Source organism: Streptomyces hawaiiensis, from assembly GCF_004803895.1.
GTDB classification, from domain to species: domain Bacteria; phylum Actinomycetota; class Actinomycetes; order Streptomycetales; family Streptomycetaceae; genus Streptomyces; species Streptomyces hawaiiensis.
Genome location: NZ_CP021978.1, coordinates 748,937 through 768,138, shown reverse-complemented (window position 1 = coordinate 768,138; position 19,202 = coordinate 748,937). Strand labels below are relative to the sequence as shown.

The following is a 19,202-nucleotide window of genomic DNA, read 5'->3' as shown; positions in this document are numbered from 1 at the left end:
AGGGGGAGTGGAGTCAGCGGGAGCGGGTGCCGCGGATCAGCCAGAGCGTGGCGGCCAGGCAGAGCGCCGAGATGCCGCACAGCAGGAACGGCACGGCGCGGACGCCGGACCACTCGATGGCCTTGCCCAGTGCCGGCCCCGCGGCGACACCGCCGACCATGGAGGCCGCGATGACCAGGGCACCGGCCCTCCGGGCCCGAGGAGCCGCCCGGTTCAGCCAGGGCAGCCCGGTGGGGAAGATCGGCGCGATGAACAGACCGACACCGGCGTACGCGTAGGGCGCGAGGGCCGGGACGGTCGCGGCCAGCAGGCACACCGTCATGCCCGCGCACGAGACGGTGATGATGGCCTGGGCGGAGAAACGCAGCGCGAGCGGGGCGACCAGGAAGCGGCCGACGGTCATCATCAGCCAGTACACGGAGGTGGCGGTGGCGGCGACGCCCGCGCCGTAGCCGACGGTCTCCAGATGCGTGGGCTCCCACCCGCCGACACCGGCCTCGATACCGACGTGCAGCACGTAGAGGACGACGAAGACGGCGAGCACGGAGCCGAGGCTGCGACCGAGGACGGCTGCGCCGCCACTTCCTTCCCCGGCGGGAGCGGGCACCTGGTCGCGTACGCCTCGCAGGCACAGCAGCAACGGCAGGTTGGCGAGGGCGAAGACGACGAAGACAGCCGGGTAGTGCTCGGAGCCGACCGCGCCGATCACGGCGGGGCCGAGGATGGCGCCGATGCCGAAGTGCGCGTTGAGGATGTTCAGCATCGCGGTCGAACGGTGGCCGAAGCCCACGGCGAACAGCTGGTTGAGCCCGTAGTCGATACCGCCGAAGCCGAACCCGGCGAGCAGGGCGGCCGCCAGGGCGGTGGGCCAGTCGGGCGCCAGCGCGAAGCCGGCCGCGCCGACGGCCATCAGCAGATACGAACTGCCGAGGATCCGCCGGTTGCCGACCCGCCCGTAGAGCCGGTCGAACAGCAGCACACCGCCCACACCACCGACGAAGTGCGCGCTCAGCCCCAGCCCCGCGGCGGAGGGCGACAGCCCGAACTCCGCACGGAAGGCCGGGATCGCCGGCCCGTACAGGGCCTGCAACGCCCCGATGAGCACGAAGCCGAAGCAGGAGGCCACTACGGCGGCCCTGCTGAACACAGGGCCGGGCGGTGCGGGGGAGAGAGGGGCAACGCGCTCTTCGATCACGCGGACTCCGAAGGACGGGCCACCGTGTGGGTGGGCGGAGGGCACAGGCGCGTACGTCTGGATCAGGGAAGTGATGTTACCGGTAACATTCAGCGCGTCAACCTCCCCCGGCAGCCCGGACTTCCTCCCGGCTCCCCACAAGATCTCCCCCGCGCTGCCACGAACCCCGAAGATCCACCAGGGTTGCCCCGGTCCCGTTCGGGTACGCGAGCAGGACCGCACCCGGGACGGATCTTGTCCCGGCCGGCCGCACGACCGCCGCTACCAGGGAAGCTGCCATGGAGACACCCGCAAACGACCCCACGCCCACGCCCGCCCAGCGGGCTCTGGACGTCCTCGCCGAGAACACCGAGGACACGGCGGCTCTGAACGCGCTCGCCGACAGCGACGTGCTCATCCCCGTGCCCGACGACGCGGGCGACGCCGATGCCGCCAATCCCTCGGCGGTGGCGCTGCCGGTGCTGGAGCAGCCGGGCGGCGAACCGGTGGTGCCCGTGTTCACCTCAGAGGTGGAGATGGCCGGGCTGCTGCCGTTCGTCTCCCGCTACCGCCTGGTGCCGCTCGGTGCCCTCGCCGCGCAGTGGCCGGCCGACGACCTGTCGCTCACCATCGACGGGAGCTCGGAACACCGGCTGACACTGACCTCGGAGGGAGTGCGCACCCTGCTGGCCCGTTAGGAGGTGTCCGCGGAGTCCCGCCCGCTCCCCCCGGGCGGGCGACGCGACTTTGCGGACACCCTCTGGGCCCGGCTGCGAAAGCGGCGCCTGCCTAGTGGGGCGACCGGCCCGGTCCGGGCGCCGGCGGCTCTGCGCCCAGCGCCCGGCTCAGTGCCGCCCGCTGCAGCGGGAGCACCTCGGCGTGCAGGTCACGGCCCTTGGCCGTCAGGGCGACCCAGACGCCCCGGCGGTCCTCCGCGCACACGGACCGCGCCACCAGCCCGTCCTTCTCCAGTCGGGCGATCAGCCGCGACAGCGCGCTCTGGCTGAGGTGTACGCGCCCCACGAGGTTCTGCACCCGGCACTGCTCGCCCTCTTCGGGCGCCGCGGTCGCGAGCAGGTCCAGGACCTCGAAGTCGGACGCGCCGAGACCGTGCGGATGCAGCGCCCGGTCGATCTCGCACATCGTGCGCGCGTGCGCCGAGAGGATGCCCCGCCACCGTTCCTCGAGCTGCCCACCAGCCGTTTTCGCCGCCATACGGGAACGGTAACACCGGTGCGGGGTTCAATGACCGTGCATGCATACGGGCTCGGGCGCGGGCGTCGCAGCCTCAGGTCGACTCCCTTTTCACCAGTTCCGTCGGCAGGATCACCGCCGCCGGATCCTCGCCGCCGATCTGCGCGAGCAGCACCCGCACCATCTCGTTGCTGATGCGGTCCCAGGGCTGCCGGATGGTCGTCAGCTCGGGGCTGGCGGACACGGCGGCCGGTGAGTCGTCGAAACCGCCGACGGCCACGTCCCGCGGCACCTGCCGACCGGCCCGATGCAGAGCCGCCAGCACTCCCTGCGCCATGAGGTCGGAGGCCACGAACACCGCGTCGATGTCCGGGGCCCGCGCCAGCAGCCGCTCGGCGCCCGCCTCGCCACTGACCCGGCTGTAGTCACCGGAGGCGACCAGCCGCTCGTCGTACTCAAGGCCCGCCTCCGCGAGCACCTCCTTGTAGCCGGCGAGGCGCTCGACACCGCCGGGCGTGTCCAGCGGACCGGTCACCGTGCCCACCCTGCGCCGACCGAGCGACAGCAGATGACGCACCATGTCGCGGGCGCCGTCACGGTCGTCGGCGGCCACGTAACTGACCTTGGAGGCCAGCCCGATCGGCTTCCCGCACGCCACCAGCGGCACCCCCGCCTCGCGCAGCTGCTCGGCGACGGGATCACCGGAGTGGCTGGAGACCAGCAGCACCCCGTCGACGTGCCCGGCGGTGATGTACCGCGTGATGCGCCGCCGTTCGTCCTCGGTGCCCGCCAGCATCAGCAGCAGCGGAATGTCGTGCGCGGCGAGCGCCTGGGTGCAGCCGCGCAGCAGGACGTTGAAGTTGGGGTCCTCGAAGAACCGCTCCTGCGGCTCCGTGAGCAGGAAACCGATCGAGTCGGACCGCCCGGTGATCAGGGAGCGGGCGTGCCGGTTGACCACGTAACCGGTCCTGCGGATGGCCGCGTTGACCGCCTCCTGGGCGGCCGGACTGACGTAGTGGCCGCCGTTGAGGACGCGCGAGACGGTGCCGCGCGAGACCCCCGCCTCGCGTGCCACGTCGTGGATCGTGGGCGGCCTGCGCCTGCCACCCGCAGCAGCGTTCATGGTCACGACTTTACGGCTCCCGAGAGCAGGTCCAGACTCCAGAATCGCTGGATGACCAGGAAGAGGGCGACCAGCGGCAGAACCGCGAGGAACGCGCCCGTGATCACCAGGGTGTACAGGGCCGGGGTGTTGGCGCCCTGCTCCAGCAACGTGAACAGGCCGAGCGTGATCGGGAACTTCTCGTCGTCGCTGAGCATGATGTAGGGGAGCAGGAAGTTGTTCCAGATCGCCACGAACTGGAACAGGAACACCGTGACCATCCCGGGGATCATCATCGGCAGCGCGATCCGCGTGAAGATCCGCCACTCGCTCGCCCCGTCCATGCGCCCGGCCTCGACCACGTCGGCGGGCACCGCCGCGGCGGCGTAGATCCGCGCGAGGTAGACGCCGTACGGGAAGAGGATCTGCGGCAGCAGGACGGACACGTACGAGTCGGTGAGGTCGGCCTTCGCCAGCAGCAGGTACTGCGGGACGGCCAGGATCACCGGCGGCATCAGCACACCCGCGAGCAGCACGTTGAAGATCGTCTCGCGGCCGCGGAAACGGTAGGTCGCGAGCGCGTAGCCGCTGACCGCCGACACACACGTCGACAGCAGGGCTCCGAGGCCGGCGTACAGCGCGGAGTTGGCCATCCACTGCCAGTAGACGCCGTCGCGGTAGGCGCTCAGGTCCCGGACGTTGTCGGCGAAGCCCGTGCCCGGCAGGAACGTGAAGGTGGAGAACAGTTCAGGCCCGGACTTGGTGGCTGCGATGACCACCCAGGCGACCGGCAGCAGACAGTAGATGGCGCCCAGCAGCAGGGTGACCGTGGGGATCAACGCGATCCGGCGGCGCAGCGGCGGCCGGTCCTGGACGGTGCCGGGCGTGCTGCCCGCTCTCGGCTCGGCCTGGGGGACGGCGAGGGAGCTCATCGAGCGGCCTCCTGCTTCTGACGACGGTTCGCGGCTCGCAGGAAGCCGAAGGAGAGGAGGAGCGTGGCGAAGGCGATGATCACGGCCTGCGCCGCGGCCCCGTAGATGTCACCCTCGCCGAAGGCGTCCCGGTACACCTTCATCAGCGGACTCCACGTGGTGGACACGGAGTTGGTGAGCGGCTTCAGGGTGGTCGGCTCGTTGTACACCTGGAGTGTCGCGATGATCGAGAAGAAGAAGGTCAGCACCAGCGAGGGCGCCACCATCGGGATCTTGATCCGCAGCGCGATCTGCAGCGGGGTGGCGCCGTCCAGCTTCGCCGCCTCGTACACCTCCGCCGGGATCGCCTGGAGCGAGGTGTAGATGACGATCATGTTGAAGCCGGTGCCGCCCCAGACCGCGATGTTCGACAGGGCCAGGTACAGCGGCCCGCCGTCCAGCAGGTCCGGCTGCGGCATCCCCAGTCTGTCGAGCACGAAATAGAAGGGGCTGACGTCCGGCAGGTAGAGGAAGCCCCACAGCAGCGCCGCCACCACACCGGGGACGGCGTACGGCAGGAAGATCGCGAGCCGGGTGACGGGCGCGAGCCGCACCTTCTCCGAGTCGAGCATCAGCGCGAACAGCAGGGCCAGGCCGAGCATGACGGGCACGACGATGCACCCGTAGCCGAGCACGCGCAGGGCGCCGTGCAGCAGTTCGCTGTCGGAGAGGGCGTCGGTGTAGTTCTCCAGACCGGCCCAGACCTCCCTGCGGGCGCCCGAGCCGAGGCCGAGGCCCGAGACCCGCACCTTGCGGAAGCTGAGCCAGAGCGCGTAGCCGATGGGCAGGGCGAAGAACAGGGCGAAAAGGACCGTCGCGGGAACAAGGAAGGCGTACGGGGCCCCCTTGGCCCCGTACGACTGCCGGCGTGCCGTGCTTTTCACCGAGCGACCCCGAAGCCCTGCTTCTTCATGTCGGCGACGGTGTCGTCCTGCATCTTGTTCAGCGCGGCGCCGAAGTCCGACTTGTTCTTCGCGGCGGCTCCGAAGGCGTCCTTGAAGGTGGTGTAGGCGACGTTCACGTTCGGGCCCCAGGCGGAGGGCGCGGTGGTCTCGGCGATGTCGGCGGCCTTGGTGTAGAAGTCGGCCTGGTTCGAGAAGTACGCCGGCGGCTTGAGGAAGGCGCCGCTGGTCTGGGCGTTGGTGGCGGCCGGGTAGATGCCGCTCTCCTTCGCGAGCGCGTTCAGGGCCTCGCGGTCGGTGTTCAGCCAGGCGGCGAACTTCGCGGCGGCCGCCTGGTGCTTGGAGTCGGTGGTCACGGCGGTGGAGGAGCCGCCCCAGCTGCCGGTGCGGTTCTCGCTCGTGGACCACTGGGGGAGCGGGGCCATCGCCCACTTGCCCTTGGTGTCGGGCGCGGCCGTGGTCAGCGTGCCCGGGGCCCACACGGCGCTGACCCAGGCGATCTGCCGGCCGGTGTTGAGTGCCTTGTTCCAGGCGGGGGTGTACATCGGCTGGTTGTCGATGGCGCCCTCCTTCACCAGGCCGCCCCAGAACTTCGCGACCTTCTGCGTGGCCGCGTCGTCGATGGAGACCTTCCACTGGTCGCCGGAGGTCGTCCACCACTTGGCGCCCGCCTGCTGGGAGAGGCCCGCGAAGAGGCCGGAGTCGTTGGCGGAGAAGGTGGTGAGGTCCTTGTCGGGGGCCGTCTTCTTCAGCTCGCGGGCGGTCTCGGCGAACTCGTCCCAGGTCGTCGGGACCGTGAGGCCGTACTTCTTGAAGAGGTCCTCGCGGTAGTAGAACATCATCGGCCCGATGTCCTGCGGGACCGCGTAGACCGCGTCGGTGCCGAGCGTGGTCTGCTGCCACACGCCGTCGGCGAACCTGCCCTTCGCCTCGCCCACGTTCCCGGATATGTCCGCGAGCGCGTCGTTGCTGACCAGCGTGGGCAGGGCCTGGTACTCCGCCTGTACCAGGTCGGGCGCCTTGCCCGCCTTGTGCGCGGTGAGGATCTTGGTGACCAGCGTGTCACCGGACGCCTGCTTCTTCACCGTGACGGTGATCCGGTCCTTCTTGCCCGGCCCCTTGTTCCACAGGTCCACGACCTTGTCCATGCCGGGCGTCCAGGTCCAGTACGTCAGCGAGGCCGGGCCCGACTCGGTCTCACCCTCCCCGGAGTCCGAGCCGCAGGCGGCGAGCGTGGTGGCGCCGAGCGCGACGGCGACGGCGGTTGTCACGAGGCGGCGGCGCTTCGTGTACGGCATGGATCTCTCCCCTGACCTGGGGTCCTCGCCTGCTGCGGGGACCCTCCCATGCTTCTGTGAGCGTTCACAGTAGAGAAACATCCCGGACACTTGTCAATGGTTGTTGCTGTGCGGTTATGTTGGCCTCCGCACCGCGTTCTGTGTGTGCACGTTCCCAATTGATCGATCAACCGGGAGATCATCCATGCCGGAGACCACCCCCAGGGGCCTCACCAGGCTCGCCTTCGGTGGGGACTACAACCCCGAGCAGTGGCCGGAAAGCGTCTGGCAGGAGGACGTCCGGCTGATGCGGGAGGCCGGCGTCACCATGGTGAGCGTCGGGATCTTCTCCTGGGCGCTGCTGGAGCCCTCACCCGGGACGTACGACTTCGGCTGGCTGGACCGGCTCATGGACCTGCTGCACGAGCACGGCGTCCGCGTCGACCTCGGCACCCCCACCGTCGTACCGCCCGTCTGGTTCTACCGTGCCCACCCCGAAGCGCTGCCCGTGACCGCCGAGGGCGTGCGCTACGAGTTCGGCTCCCGCGCGGCCATCTGCCACAGCAACGCCGACTACCGCGCCGCCGCCGCGACCATCACCACGAAGCTCGCCGAGCGTTACGCCGGTCATCCGGCCCTGGCGATGTGGCACGTGCACAACGAGTACGGCGTTCCCGTCTCGGCCTGCTACTGCGACTCCTGCGCCGCCCACTTCCGCCGCTGGCTGGGCACCGTGTACGGCACGGTCGAAGCGGTCAACGCGGCCTGGGGCACGGCCTTCTGGGGCCAGCGCTACACGGACATCGAGGAGATCAACCCGCCCCGGCTCACCCCGGCTGCCGTCAACCCCGGCCAGGCGCTGGACTACAAGCGGTTCGCCGACGCCACCATGCGCGAGAACTTCCGTATGGAGCGGGACATCCTGCACCGCCTCTCGCCGGGCGTCCCCGTCACCACCAACTTCATGACCGCGCTGAGCCAGTGCGACTCCGTCGACTACTGGGCCTGGGGCCGCGAGGTCGACCTCGTCACCAACGACCACTACCTGATCACCGACGGCCGCCGCACCCACGTCAACCTGGCGATGGCCGCCGACCTCACCCGGTCCGTCGCGGGCGGCGCCCCCTGGCTGCTGCTGGAGCACTCCACCTCGGGCGTCAACTGGCAGCTTCGCAACCCCGCCAAGGCCCCCGGCCAGATGGCCCGCAACTCCCTCACGCACGTGGCGCGCGGCTCCGAGGGCGCCCTGTTCTTCCAGTGGCGCCAGTCCCGGCGCGGCGCCGAGAAGTTCCACTCGGCGATGGTCCCGCACGGCGGCACCGACACCCGCGTGTGGCGCGAGGTCGTCGAACTCGGTGCCTCCGTCGAGGCGTTGAGCGAGATCCGCGGCACCCGCACCGAGGCCGACGTGGCCGTGCTGTGGGACTGGCACTCCTGGTGGGCGCAGACCCTCGACTGGCGCCCCAGCGTCGACCACGACGCCCGCGAGCGCGCGGACTCCTTTTACGAGGCCCTCTACGACCGCCACCTCACCGTCGACTTCGCCCACCCGGAAGCCGACCTGTCGAGGTATCCCCTTGTCGTCGTACCGGCCCTGTACCTGATGACGGAGGCGGCCGGGCGCAACCTGACGGCGTACGTCGAGAACGGCGGCACCCTCGTCGTCTCCTACTTCTCCGGCATCGTCGACGAGCACGACGCCGTCCACGAGGGCGCCTACCCGGGCCCGCTGCGGGACGTCCTCGGCCTCACCGTCGAGGAGTTCTCCCCGCTGCTGCCCGGCGAACGGGTGCGGGTCACCGGCCCGGACGGAACCGAGCTGTCCGCCGACGTGTGGACGGAGTTCGTGGTGCCGCGCGGCGCCGAGACCGTCCTGACCTACGCCGACGGCCTGGCCGCCTCTCTGCCCGCCGTCACCCGGCACCGCCTCGGCCAGGGCACCGCCTGGTACGTCTCCACCCGGCTCGGCGCCGACGGCCTCGACGTGCTGCTCGGCCGGGCGAGCCAGGACGCGCGGCTCGCCCCGCGCGCCGACCTGCCCCGGGACGTCGAGGTGGTCCGTCGCACCGGCGAGTCGGGCACCTACCTCTTCGCCGTCAACCACACCGGCTCCGACGCCAAGGTGCCCCTGGAGGTCCCGGGCACCGAGCTGCTGACCGGTGACCGCGCCGCCGGCCGTCTGGCGGTCCCGGCCGGAGCCGTCCGGGTCGTCCGGTTCGACGGCTGAACCGACTCCCTCCGCCCGCGCGAGCCACGAGCCGCGGGCGGAGGGGTCCTCACCCGCCTCCAGGTGAGAGGAACTCCCCAACCCCCACGTCGAAGGGACGACGGACGACGATGTTCCATCCCAGACGCACCCTCAGGGCCCTGCTGCTCCCGCTCGCCGCGGGCCTCGCCCTCACCGCCCTGCCTGCCACCTCCGCCCACGCCGCGAGCACGCTGACCAACGGCGGCTTCGAGACCGGCGGCGCGGGCGCCGCGACCCCGAGCGGCTGGTCCGAGTACGGCGACACCGGCGCCTCGTTCACCGAGTCCGGCGGCCACGGCGGCAGCCACCGCCTCAGCCACTGGTCCTCGTCGGCCTACAAGGTGGAGACGTACCAGTACCTGTCCGGACTGACCAACGGCAACTACAAGCTCACCGCCTGGGTGCGCTCCGGCGGCGGGCAGAAGTCCGCGTACCTGGCGCTGAAGAACTGCGGCGGCGCCGAGCAACGCACCGACCTGCCGGTCTCCGCCAGTGGGTGGATCCGGATCGTCGTGCCGGTCAAGGTGACGAACAACCAGTGCACGATCAGCGTCAACAGTGACGCGAACGCGGGCAACTGGATCAATGTCGACGACCTGACCTTCACGTCCGGCACGTCCGGTACGTCGATCAAGGGTGCCGACATCTCGTCGCTGGCCAAGAGCGAGGCCAGGGGCGGCGTCTACCGCGACAGCTCGGGCACCGCCGGCGACGCCCTGGCCGTCCTCAAGTCCAACGGCATGAACTACGCGCGCCTCAAGGTGTGGGTCGACCCGGCCGACGGCTACAACAACAAGGCCCGCGTCCTCGCCACGGCCAAGCGCGTCAAGGCCCAGGGCATGAAGCTGCTGGTCGACTTCCACTACTCGGACTTCTGGGCCGATCCGGGACGCCAGGACAAGCCCGCCGCCTGGGCCGGGCACTCGTACGGTCAACTGAAGACCGACGTGTACCACCACACGTACGACGTGCTGAGCGCCCTGAAGGCCCAGGGCACCACCGCCGACATGGTCCAGGTCGGCAACGAGATCAACGGCGGCATGCTGTGGAACGAGGGATCCACCTCCAACTGGACGCAACTGGCCGGACTGCTCAACTCCGGCTACGACGCGGTCAAGGCGGTCAGCTCCTCCACCACGGTGGCTCTGCACCTCGCCGAGGGCGGTGACCTGGAGGGCACCCGCTGGTGGTTCGACAGCGCGCGCTCCAACGGCGTGAAGTTCGACGCGATCGGCCTGTCGTTCTACGGCTACTGGCACGGCACGCTCGCCGACTTCCAGACCACGCTCGACGACGCGGCGTCCCGTTACGGCAAGCCGGTCTTCGTCGCCGAGACCGCCTACCCGTTCCGCCTCGACAGTGAGGACGCCCACGAGAACATCATCGACACCGGTGACGAGCTGGTCTCCGGCTACCCGGCGAGCGTGGCCGGTCAGACGCGGTGGATGAACGACATGATGAGCATCGTGGAGGCCGTGCCGAACGGCCGCGGCCTGGGCATCTTCTACTGGGAGGCGACCTGGACCGCGGTGGGCGGCAACGGCTGGGACCCGACCGACGCGGCCTCCGGCAACGGCTGGGAGAACCAGGCGCTGTTCGGCTACGACGACCGGGCACTGTCGTCGATGTCCTGGTTCCGGCACCGCTGAGTCCACGGGGGGAGGTGCCCCGCTGCCCGGGCCCTCCCCCTCAGTTCGCCTTCCTGACCGAACTCCGCACTCACGTACGGCAGTTCGGTATCGGTCAACGATGCCGAGTGCCGGACGCGGTGGCGTCGACTGCGAGACAGTGGGAAGACGCGGTGAGAGGGCGAAGCGGCGAGGCAGGGGCACGACATGCTGAGGACTCCCACGGACGAGACGCGGCTGCGCATCCTGGCCTGGCTGAAGGAACCCGGTCCCGCGGCGGACGGTGTCACCGCGGACACCGTCGCCGAGCGGTTCTCGATGCCGCGCCCGGTCGCCGTCACCCATCTCCGGCTGCTGGAGGCGACCGGCATGCTGCGCACCAGCAGGTCCGCGGGCCGCGTGCGCTACCACCGCGACGACATGCGGATCGCCGACGTCGCCCGGATGTTTGAGAAGGGCTGGTAGGCGACCCGTACCGCGGCAATCGCCCCCGACGGTGGAGGACACGCACGCGATGGACCGTCCCACGGCACTCGTCCCACGCCACTACGTCGCGGTGGGCCCCGGCCCCGAGGACGTGGTCGCAGACCCGCGCGGCCGCGTCCTCACCGGCGTCGCGGACGGCCGCATCCTGCGGCTCGACGCCCTCGCCGACCCGGTCGCGGCCCGCGTCGAGGTGATCGCGCGGACTGGCGGCAGGCCGCTCGGGCTCGAACTCCTCCCGGACGGTGACCTGCTGGTGTGCGACGCCGAACGCGGCCTGCTGCGCGTCGGCACCGGCGACGGCACGGTCCGGGTCCTCGCCGACTCGGTGGCGGGGGAGCCGCTGCGCTTCTGCAGCAACGCCGTGTCCCTCTCCGACGGCAGCGTCTACTTCACCGTCTCCAGCCGCCGGTACCCCCTGGAGCACTGGATCGGCGACATCGTCGAACACACCGGGACGGGACGGCTGCTGCGGCTCGCCCCCGGCGGTGACACACCCGAAGTGGTGCTGGACGGCCTGCGGTTCGCCAACGGAGTCGCCATCGGCGCGGACGAGTCCTTCCTCGTCGTCGCGGAGACCGGCGCCTGCCGGCTCCTGCGCCACTGGCTCACCGGGCCCAAGGCCGGGCGCAGCGAGCCGTTCGCCGAGAACCTCCCGGGCATGCCCGACAACCTCTGGCGCGGCGCGCCCGACGGACCGATCTGGGTCGCGCTCGCCGGACCCCGCGTCCCCGCCCTCGACCTGCTCCACCGCAGCGCGCCCGGCGTCCGCGCCGCCGCCGCCCGTGTGGCCGTGCGCGCCCCGTTCCGGCCCACCGGCACGGTCGCCCTCCAGGCCTTCGACGACGAGGGCCGCGTCGTCCACCACCTCGCCCGCCGCCGCTCCGGCTACCGCATGGCCACCAGCGTCTGCGAAGCGGGCGGGCACCTGGTCCTGGGCAGCATCCGGGAACGGGGCGTGGCGGTCTGCGAGCCGCCGGCCCCGAAGTGACGCGAGCCCACCCTCACCGCGCTCCGGAGTGACCCCGCCGCACCCCCGGGGTTAACCTGAACCCCGGCCGCGACCTCTCGCGGCGCGGCGGTGGGGCCCGCCGTACCCGAACCGCGGCAGCGACGCCGCCAACGGTCCCTACTTGCGACGGCACGCGCCCGCACGACCCCGGGCCCCGGCGAGTAGGAGACGTACCACCACATGACAGCCCCTGAAAGCCTCCGCGTTCCGGCAGCCACCCCCCGCCCGCCCTCCTGGCGTGCCCAGGCGCCCGTCGTCGCGGTCGTGTCGCTCGGCGGGGGAGTGGGTGCGGCCGCCCGGTACGCCGCCTCCCTCTGGTGGCCCACGTCCCCGGGCGGTTTCCCCTGGTGGACCCTCTGGGTCAACATCGCCGGCTGCGCCGTGATCGGCGTGTTCATGGTGGTCATCACCGAGATCCGGACCGCCCACCCGCTCGTCCGCCCCTTCTTCGGCACCGGCGTCCTCGGCGGCTTCACGACCTTCTCGACGTACGCCGTCGACATCCACAACCTCCTCGACGGCGGCCGTACCGGCACCGCTCTGGCCTACCTCGCCGCCACCCCGCTCACGGCGCTCGCAGCGGTGTGGCTCGCGGCCGGGACGACCCGCCGCGTCCTGACAGGGAGACGACGATGACCAGGCTGACCGGCAGGGCCCTGCGCCTGACCGTTTTCCTCGGCGAGAGCGACACCTGGCACCACAAGCCCCTCTACTCGGAGATCGTCCACCGGGCCCATGCGGCGGGCCTCGCCGGTGCCAGCGTCTTCCGCGGCATCGAGGGCTTCGGCGCGTCCTCCCTGATCCACACCGCGCGGTTGCTGTCGCTGAGCGAGGACCTGCCGATCGCCGTGGTGATCGTCGACACCGAGCCACGCGTCCGCGCGTTCCTCCCGCAGCTGGACGACATCGTCACCGAGGGGCTCGTGACCCTCGAGGACTGCGAGGTGATCCGGTACGCCGGACGCGGGGACGATCCCGGCACAACGGGCACGAAGGGTAAGAAGTGGTTGTGAACTGGCTGATGGTCGTCGGTGGCGCGCTGGTCGGCGCCCCGCTGCGCTACCTCACCGACCGGGCGGTCCAGGCGCGGCACGACTCGGTCTTCCCCTGGGGCACCTTCACGGTGAACGTCACCGGCTCCCTGATCCTCGGTCTGCTCACCGGTGCCGCCACTCACCTGCAACTGCTGCTCGGCACCGGTCTGTGCGGCGCCCTGACGACCTACTCGACGTTCTCCTACGAGACGCTGCGGCTGGCCGAGACCGGGGCTCGCCGCCAGGCGGCCGTCAACGTGGCGGCGACTGTCGTGGCCGGTCTCGGGGCGGCGTTCGCGGGGGCGGCGCTCGCGCGCATGTGAGGCGCGTCCGCGGGGGTGCGGGTGAGCCGCGCGGGTGAGAGTCGTCCTCGCCCACGTGTAGTAGGACTGTCCACTCCGCTCCCCGCCTCCCTCGAGCAGAACTGGATCCCATGAGCGTCATCAGCCTCGGTCAGGCCGTCGTCCTCGGAGTCGTCGAGGGGGTGACCGAGTTCCTGCCCGTCTCCTCCACCGGCCATCTGAAGATCGTCGAGGGGCTGATGGGCATCCCCGTCGACGACCACGCCGTGGTCGGGTTCTCGGCCGTCATCCAGGTCGGCGCGATCGCCGCGGTGCTCGTGTACTTCTTCAAGGACATCGTGCGGATCGTCTCCGCCTGGGGGAGGGGCCTGCGCGACCGCGAGGAGCGGTACCACCACGACTACAAGTTCGCCTGGTGGGTCATCTGCGCGACCATCCCGATCGTCGCCGTCGGACTCGCCGCCAAGCCGCTCATCGAGGGCCCGCTCGCCTCGCTGTGGGTGGTCGCCGGCTCGCTGATCGTCGGCAGCGGCGTGATGTGGGCGGCGGACCAGATGGGGCGGCACAAGCGCGGTGAGGACGACACCTCGTTCAAGGACGCGATGCTGGTCGGCGGCTCCCAGATCCTCGCCCTGCTCTTCCCCGGCTTCTCCCGCTCCGGCGCCACCATGTCCACCGCGCTGATCCTCGACCTGGACCGCGTCGCCGCCACCCGGCTCTCCTTCTTCCTCGGCATCCCCGCACTCACCGGGGCCGGCCTCTACGAGCTCAAGGACGCCCTGGGCACCGGAGTGGGTGCCGCCCCGCTCGCCGTCGGCACGGCCGTGTCGTTCGTCGTGGCCTACGCCTCCATCGCCTGGCTGCTGAAGTTCGTCGCCAAGCACTCCTTCAACGCCTTCGTGATCTACCGGATCGTCGTGGGAGTGCTGCTGTTCGGCCTGCTCGGAGCAGGAGTGCTCAGCGGCTGAGCGCACCGCCGGGAGGCGCCGTCGTTCGTCCGCGGCGCCTTCGTGGCCGGTCGCGCCGCTCCCGCGCCCCTGTGGAGCGCGGTCTCCCTGGCCCCCTTGACAGCGCCCCTCGTCGCCCGGAGTATCTCCCTCGTGAACCTGTCAGACAGCCGGACAGCCGGACAGCCCGTGCGACGGGTCAGTGCCATGGAAGCGGTGCTGGCGTACCTGCGCGGCGCCATCGAGCGAGGCGAGTACGCCGTCGGCGACAAGCTGCCCTCCGAGGCGGAGCTGTGCCGCACGCTGGAGGTCTCGCGGCCCGTGCTGCGCGAGGCGCTGCGGGCGCTGCAGACCATGGGCCTGACCGTGTCCCGGACCGGCAAGGGCACCTTCGTCGTCGCCAATACCGTCGAGGACCCCACCTTCGGCGACTACGCGGCCAGCGACCTGCTGGAGGTGCGCCGCCACGTCGAGATCCCGGTCGCCGGGTACGCGGCCCGGCGCCGCACCCCGGAGAACCTCGACCACCTGGCCCACCTGCTGGACCGGATGGAGCGAGAGACGGACACCACCGCCTGGGTCGCGATGGACACGCTGTTCCATCTCGGCGTGGCCGAGGCCGCCCAGAACCCGGTCTTCCGCCGGGTCATCGAGGAGATCCGGGACGCGCTGGCCCGCCAGTCCGCCTTCCTCAACGAACTGGGCGGCCGCCGCGAGCAGTCCAACCGAGAGCACCGGGCGATCGTCGAGGCGCTGATGGACGGTTCCGAGACCGACGCGGTGGAGGCCATGGCCCATCACCTCGACCGCGTCGAGACGACCCTCACCGACATCGTGCGTTCGTCGCGCACGGACACCCCCACGGAAGGCGGAACCGAGGCGTGAGCGAGCAGTCCCTGCACGACGAGGTGCAGAAACGTTCCACCCATGTCGATGCCGGAGACGCGGGCTACAGCAAGTCCCTGAAGTCCCGGCATGTCAACATGATCGCCATCGGCGGAGCCATCGGCACCGGCCTCTTCCTCGGCGCCGGCGGCCGCCTCGCCGACGCCGGCCCGTCCCTCTTCATCGCCTACGCGGTCTGCGGCCTCTTCGCCTTCCTCGTCGTGCGCGCCCTCGGCGAACTCGTGCTGTACCGGCCCTCCTCCGGCGCCTTCGTCTCCTACGCCCGTGAGTTCATGGGGGAGAAGGGCGCCTACACCGCCGGCTGGATGTACTTCCTCAACTGGGCGACCACCGGCATCGCCGACATCACCGCCGTCGCCACCTACACCCACTACTGGGGCATGTTCTCCGACATCCCGCAGTGGGTGATCGCCCTGATCGCACTGGCCGTGGTGCTCACCGTCAACCTGATCTCGGTGAAGATCTTCGGCGAGCTGGAGTTCTGGTTCGCGATCATCAAGGTCGGCGCGCTGGTCGTCTTCATGTGCATCGGCATCTTCCTGCTGGTCACCCAGCACCCCGTCGACGGCCACACCCCCGGCCCGTCCCTGATCGGCGACAGCGGCGGCGTCTTCCCGCACGGCCTGCTGCCCATGCTGCTGATCATCCAGGGCGTCGTCTTCGCCTACGCCTCCGTCGAACTGGTCGGCGTCGCGGCCGGCGAGACCGAGAACCCCGAGAAGATCATGCCGAAGGCGATCAACTCGATCATGTGGCGCGTCGGTGTGTTCTACGTCGGCTCGGTCGTGCTGCTGTCGATGCTGCTGCCGTGGAACAAGTACACCGCCGGTGAGAGCCCCTTCGTGACGGTGCTGTCCAACATCGGCATCCCGGCGGCGGGCGACGTGATGAACCTCGTCGTCCTCACCGCCGCGATGTCCTCCCTCAACTCCGGCCTGTACTCCACCGGCCGCATCCTGCGCTCCATGGCCATGGCCGGATCCGCGCCCAGGTTCACCTCCGTGATGAGCCGCAGCCAGGTGCCCTACGGCGGCATCCTGCTCACCAGCGGCATCTGCGTCCTGGGCGTCGGCCTCAACTTCGTCGTGCCCGCCGAGGCGTTCGAGATCGTGCTGAACTTCGCAGCGATCGGCATCCTCGCCACCTGGGGCATGATCATGATCTGTCACCTCCTCTTCTGGCAGAAGACCCAGAAGGGCGAGCTGACCCGCCCGGACTACCGGCTCCCGGGCTCTCCCTGGACCGAGGTCGTGACGCTGGCGTTCCTCGCCTCCGTCCTGGTCCTCATGTACGCCGACGGCGGCGCGGGACGCACCACCGTGCTGTGCCTGCCGCTGATCGTCGGGACCCTGGTCGCCGGATGGTTCGCCGTCCGCGGCCGTGTCGCGCGCAAGTCCACCACCGGAGCCGACGCGTGAGGAACGCGCCGCTCCATGAGAAGCAGGCAGTGATGTTCAGCAGTTCCCTCGCGGACGCACCCCTTGTCCGTGAACCCGTCCACGCCCCCGTCGCCCACCTCATACGCGGCGGAATCGTCGAAGGCATCCACTACGGCTCCGTCGTCGTCCTCGGCGCCGACGCAGAGGTCCGGCTCCAGATCGGAGACATCGAGGCCGCCTTCTACCCGCGCTCCGCGCTCAAGCCCCTCCAAGCCGTGGCCATGGCCAGGGCCGGGCTGCCGCTCGACGGCGAGCTGCTGTCGCTGACCGCGGCCAGCCACTCCGGCGAGGAACGCCACCTCGCCGGTGCCCGGCGCATCCTCGACCTCGCCGGGCTCACGGAGGACCATCTGCGCAACGTCCCGGACATGCCGTTCGACCCGGTCGTCCGGGACGCCTGGGTGCGCGAGGGCCGACTGCCCTCACGGCTCGCCCAGAACTGCTCCGGCAAGCACGCGGCCATGCTCTACACCTGCGCCCTCAACGGCTGGCCGCTGGAGACCTACCTCGACCCGGCCCACCCGCTCCAGCAGGCCATCGCCGAGATCGTCGAGGACCTCACCGGGCAGGGCATCGCCCGGGTCACCGTCGACGGCTGCGGCGCGCCCCTGTTCTCCATCTCCCTGCACGGCCTCGCCCGGGCCACCGCCCGGATCACCACCGCCGCGCCGGGTACGCCCGAGGCCCGCGTCGCCGACGCGATGCGTGAGCACGCCGAGATGGCGTCCGGCTCCGGGCGGGACGTCGCCGCGCTGATGCGGGCGGTGCCAGGGCTGCTTACCAAGGACGGTTTCGAGGGCGTCCAGGTCGCCGCGTTGCCGGACGGGCGGGCCGTGGCGGTGAAGATCGCCGATGGTGCGAATCGGGCACGGGTGCCGGTGGCCGCCGCCGCGTTGGCCCGGGCGGGTGTCGACCCGGAGCTGCTCACCGAGTTCGCGGGTGAGCCGCTGCTCGGAGGCGGGCGTGAGGTCGGGCGGGTGCGGCCCGTTCGGGCGCTGGAGCCGCTTGCCGGTGCGGCCCGCGCCTGAACATGTGCCGGATGTTCCCGTTCGGCGGCCGCGGGTCCCCTGTGGCTGGTCGCGCAGTTCCCCGCGCCCCTTTCAGGGGCGCGTCCACCCTGTACCACAGAGAAGAGGACCCTCACCGTCATGACCGCCGCAACCCGCTCCGAGCACGATCTGCTCGGCGACCGTGACGTTCCCGCCGAGGCGTACTGGGGTGTGCACACCCTGCGGGCCACGGAGAACTTCCCCATCACGGGCATGCCCATCTCCGCCTACCCGCATCTGATCGACGCCCTCGCCGCCGTCAAGGAGGCCGCCGCCCTCGCCAACGAGGAACTCGGGCTGCTCGACCCGAAGAAGGCCGCCGCCATCGTCGAGGCCTGCCGTGAGATCCGCGACGGCCATCTGCACGACCAGTTCGTCGTGGACGTGATCCAGGGCGGGGCCGGGACCTCCACCAACATGAACGCCAACGAGGTCGTGGCGAACCGGGCGCTGGAACTGCAGGGCCACGCCAAGGGAGAGTACGGCTTCCTGCACCCGAACGAGGACGTCAACCTCGGACAGTCCACCAACGACGTCTACCCGACCGCCGTCAAGATCGCGACGGTGTTCGCGGTGCGCGGGCTGCTCGACGCGATGTCCTTCCTGCAGGACACGTTCGCGGACAAGGCCGTCGAGTTCCACGACGTGCTCAAGATAGGCCGTACCCAGTTGCAGGACGCGGTCCCCATGACGCTGGGTCAGGAGTTCTCGGCCTACGCCGTCATGCTGGACGAGGACCGGTCCCGGCTCGCCGAGGCCGTCCAGCTGATCCACGAGATCAACCTGGGCGCCACCGCGATCGGCACCGGCCTCAACGCCCCCGCCGGATACGCCGAGGCCGCTCGCCGCCATCTCGCGGCCATCACCGGACTGCCCCTGATCACGGCGGCCAACCTCGTCGAGGCGACCCAGGACTGCGGCGCCTTCGTGCAGATGTCCGGCGTGCTCAAGCGCATCGCGGTCAAGCTTTCCAAGAGCTGCAACGACCTGCGGCTGCTGTCCTCCGGCCCGCGCGCCGGCCTTGGCGAGATCAACCTGCCGCCCGTGCAGGCCGGTTCGTCCATCATGCCCGGCAAGGTCAACCCGGTCATACCCGAGGTCGTCAACCAGGTCGCCTTCGAGGTCATCGGCAACGACGTCACCATCACCATGGCCGCCGAGGCCGGACAGCTCCAGCTCAACGCCTTCGAGCCGATCATCCTGCACTCCCTGTCGGAGTCCATCACGCACCTGCGGAACGCCTGCGTGACCCTGGCCGAGCGCTGCGTGTCCGGCATCACCGCCAACACCGAGGCGCTGCGCACCAGCGTGGAGAACTCCATCGGCCTGGTCACCGCCCTCAACCCGCACATCGGCTACACGGCGGCCACCGACATCGCCAAGGAGGCCCTCGCCACCGGCCGGGGCGTGGCAGAACTGGTCCTGGAGAAGGGCCTGCTCCCCGCCGAGACACTCGCCGCCCTGCTGCGCCCCGAGGTCCTCGCGGGCAGCGGCCGGACCCCGGCCTGACCCACGGCATCGCACCGGGACCGGC

General features: G+C 70.7%; 19 protein-coding genes. 13 read left to right on the top strand and 6 right to left on the bottom strand.

Translation table 11 applies throughout. The features are described from left to right. Positions 1-13 precede the first annotated feature (13 nt). The gene (locus tag CEB94_RS03630; RefSeq protein ID WP_175436871.1) at positions 14-1,147 is read right to left on the bottom strand and encodes an MFS transporter; all 1,134 of its coding nucleotides are present in this window, start codon (positions 1,145-1,147) and stop codon (positions 14-16) included. A gap of 326 nt (positions 1,148-1,473) precedes the next feature. Between CEB94_RS03630 and CEB94_RS03625 the strand changes: the two genes are divergently transcribed. After that, entirely contained in the window at positions 1,474-1,872 is a 399-nt protein-coding gene (locus CEB94_RS03625) for an SseB family protein (RefSeq protein WP_175430784.1), read from the top strand. Positions 1,873-1,963: 91 nt separating this feature from the next. On the opposite strand, the gene CEB94_RS03620 is transcribed toward CEB94_RS03625, so the two are convergent. The 5 genes from CEB94_RS03620 to CEB94_RS03600 form a co-directional block, all read right to left on the bottom strand. Next, positions 1,964-2,389, bottom strand: a complete 426-nt coding sequence (locus CEB94_RS03620; RefSeq protein ID WP_175430783.1) for a MarR family winged helix-turn-helix transcriptional regulator — start codon at positions 2,387-2,389, stop codon at positions 1,964-1,966. A gap of 73 nt (positions 2,390-2,462) precedes the next feature. Further along, complete coding sequence (locus CEB94_RS03615) at positions 2,463-3,491, bottom strand: LacI family DNA-binding transcriptional regulator (RefSeq protein ID WP_425472424.1); 1,029 nt, start codon at positions 3,489-3,491, stop codon at positions 2,463-2,465. A gap of 2 nt (positions 3,492-3,493) precedes the next feature. After that, positions 3,494-4,402 carry a carbohydrate ABC transporter permease gene (locus CEB94_RS03610; RefSeq protein ID WP_175430781.1) on the bottom strand — a complete coding sequence of 303 codons (909 nt, stop codon included), beginning with the start codon at positions 4,400-4,402 and terminating at the stop codon, positions 3,494-3,496. After that, positions 4,399-5,325, bottom strand: a complete 927-nt coding sequence (locus tag CEB94_RS03605; protein WP_175430780.1) for a carbohydrate ABC transporter permease — start codon at positions 5,323-5,325, stop codon at positions 4,399-4,401. Before CEB94_RS03605 ends, CEB94_RS03610 begins: the two co-directional genes overlap by 4 nt. Next, complete coding sequence (locus CEB94_RS03600; RefSeq protein ID WP_175430779.1) at positions 5,322-6,641, bottom strand: ABC transporter substrate-binding protein; 1,320 nt, start codon at positions 6,639-6,641, stop codon at positions 5,322-5,324. Before CEB94_RS03600 ends, CEB94_RS03605 begins: the two co-directional genes overlap by 4 nt. Positions 6,642-6,825: 184 nt before the next feature. On the opposite strand from CEB94_RS03600, the gene CEB94_RS03595 reads away from it, so the two are divergent. The 12 genes from CEB94_RS03595 to aspA all read left to right on the top strand — a co-directional run bounded on the left by CEB94_RS03595 (position 6,826) and on the right by aspA (position 19,177). Beyond that, entirely contained in the window at positions 6,826-8,847 is a 2,022-nt protein-coding gene (locus tag CEB94_RS03595) for a beta-galactosidase (protein ID WP_175430778.1), read from the top strand. Between the two features lie 110 nt (positions 8,848-8,957). Beyond that, positions 8,958-10,517: a glycoside hydrolase family 53 protein gene (locus tag CEB94_RS03590; protein ID WP_175430777.1), complete on the top strand. Its 1,560-nt coding sequence runs from the start codon at positions 8,958-8,960 to the stop codon at positions 10,515-10,517. A 186-nt stretch (positions 10,518-10,703) separates the two neighbouring features. Beyond that, a complete protein-coding gene (locus tag CEB94_RS03585; protein ID WP_175430776.1) occupies positions 10,704-10,961 on the top strand; it encodes an ArsR/SmtB family transcription factor in 258 nt (85 codons plus the stop codon). A 49-nt stretch (positions 10,962-11,010) separates the two neighbouring features. Further along, complete coding sequence (locus CEB94_RS03580) at positions 11,011-11,970, top strand: SMP-30/gluconolactonase/LRE family protein (RefSeq protein ID WP_175430775.1); 960 nt, start codon at positions 11,011-11,013, stop codon at positions 11,968-11,970. 201 nt (positions 11,971-12,171) lie between these two features. Further along, on the top strand, positions 12,172-12,627 hold the full coding sequence (gene crcB / locus CEB94_RS03575) for a fluoride efflux transporter CrcB (protein ID WP_175430774.1): 456 nt from the start codon (positions 12,172-12,174) through the stop codon (positions 12,625-12,627). Beyond that, the gene (locus CEB94_RS03570; protein WP_175430773.1) at positions 12,624-13,004 is read left to right on the top strand and encodes a DUF190 domain-containing protein; all 381 of its coding nucleotides are present in this window, start codon (positions 12,624-12,626) and stop codon (positions 13,002-13,004) included. The genes crcB and CEB94_RS03570 overlap by 4 nt, the downstream gene beginning before the upstream one ends. Continuing rightward, positions 13,001-13,348, top strand: coding sequence for a fluoride efflux transporter FluC (locus CEB94_RS03565; RefSeq protein ID WP_175430772.1), 348 nt, complete (start codon positions 13,001-13,003; stop codon positions 13,346-13,348). Before CEB94_RS03570 ends, CEB94_RS03565 begins: the two co-directional genes overlap by 4 nt. Positions 13,349-13,458: 110 nt before the next feature. Then, positions 13,459-14,295, top strand: a complete 837-nt coding sequence (locus CEB94_RS03560; RefSeq protein ID WP_175430771.1) for an undecaprenyl-diphosphate phosphatase — start codon at positions 13,459-13,461, stop codon at positions 14,293-14,295. Between the two features lie 186 nt (positions 14,296-14,481). Next, entirely contained in the window at positions 14,482-15,159 is a 678-nt protein-coding gene (locus CEB94_RS03555) for a FadR/GntR family transcriptional regulator (protein ID WP_175436870.1), read from the top strand. Continuing rightward, positions 15,156-16,598 (top strand): amino acid permease, encoded by a 1,443-nt coding sequence (locus CEB94_RS03550; protein WP_175430770.1) that lies wholly within the window; start codon positions 15,156-15,158, stop codon positions 16,596-16,598. Before CEB94_RS03555 ends, CEB94_RS03550 begins: the two co-directional genes overlap by 4 nt. Before the next feature lie 32 nt (positions 16,599-16,630). Continuing rightward, complete coding sequence (locus CEB94_RS03545; RefSeq protein WP_175430769.1) at positions 16,631-17,647, top strand: asparaginase; 1,017 nt, start codon at positions 16,631-16,633, stop codon at positions 17,645-17,647. A 120-nt stretch (positions 17,648-17,767) separates the two neighbouring features. Next, positions 17,768-19,177 (top strand): aspartate ammonia-lyase, encoded by a 1,410-nt coding sequence (gene aspA / locus CEB94_RS03540; RefSeq protein ID WP_175430768.1) that lies wholly within the window; start codon positions 17,768-17,770, stop codon positions 19,175-19,177. Positions 19,178-19,202 lie beyond the last annotated feature (25 nt).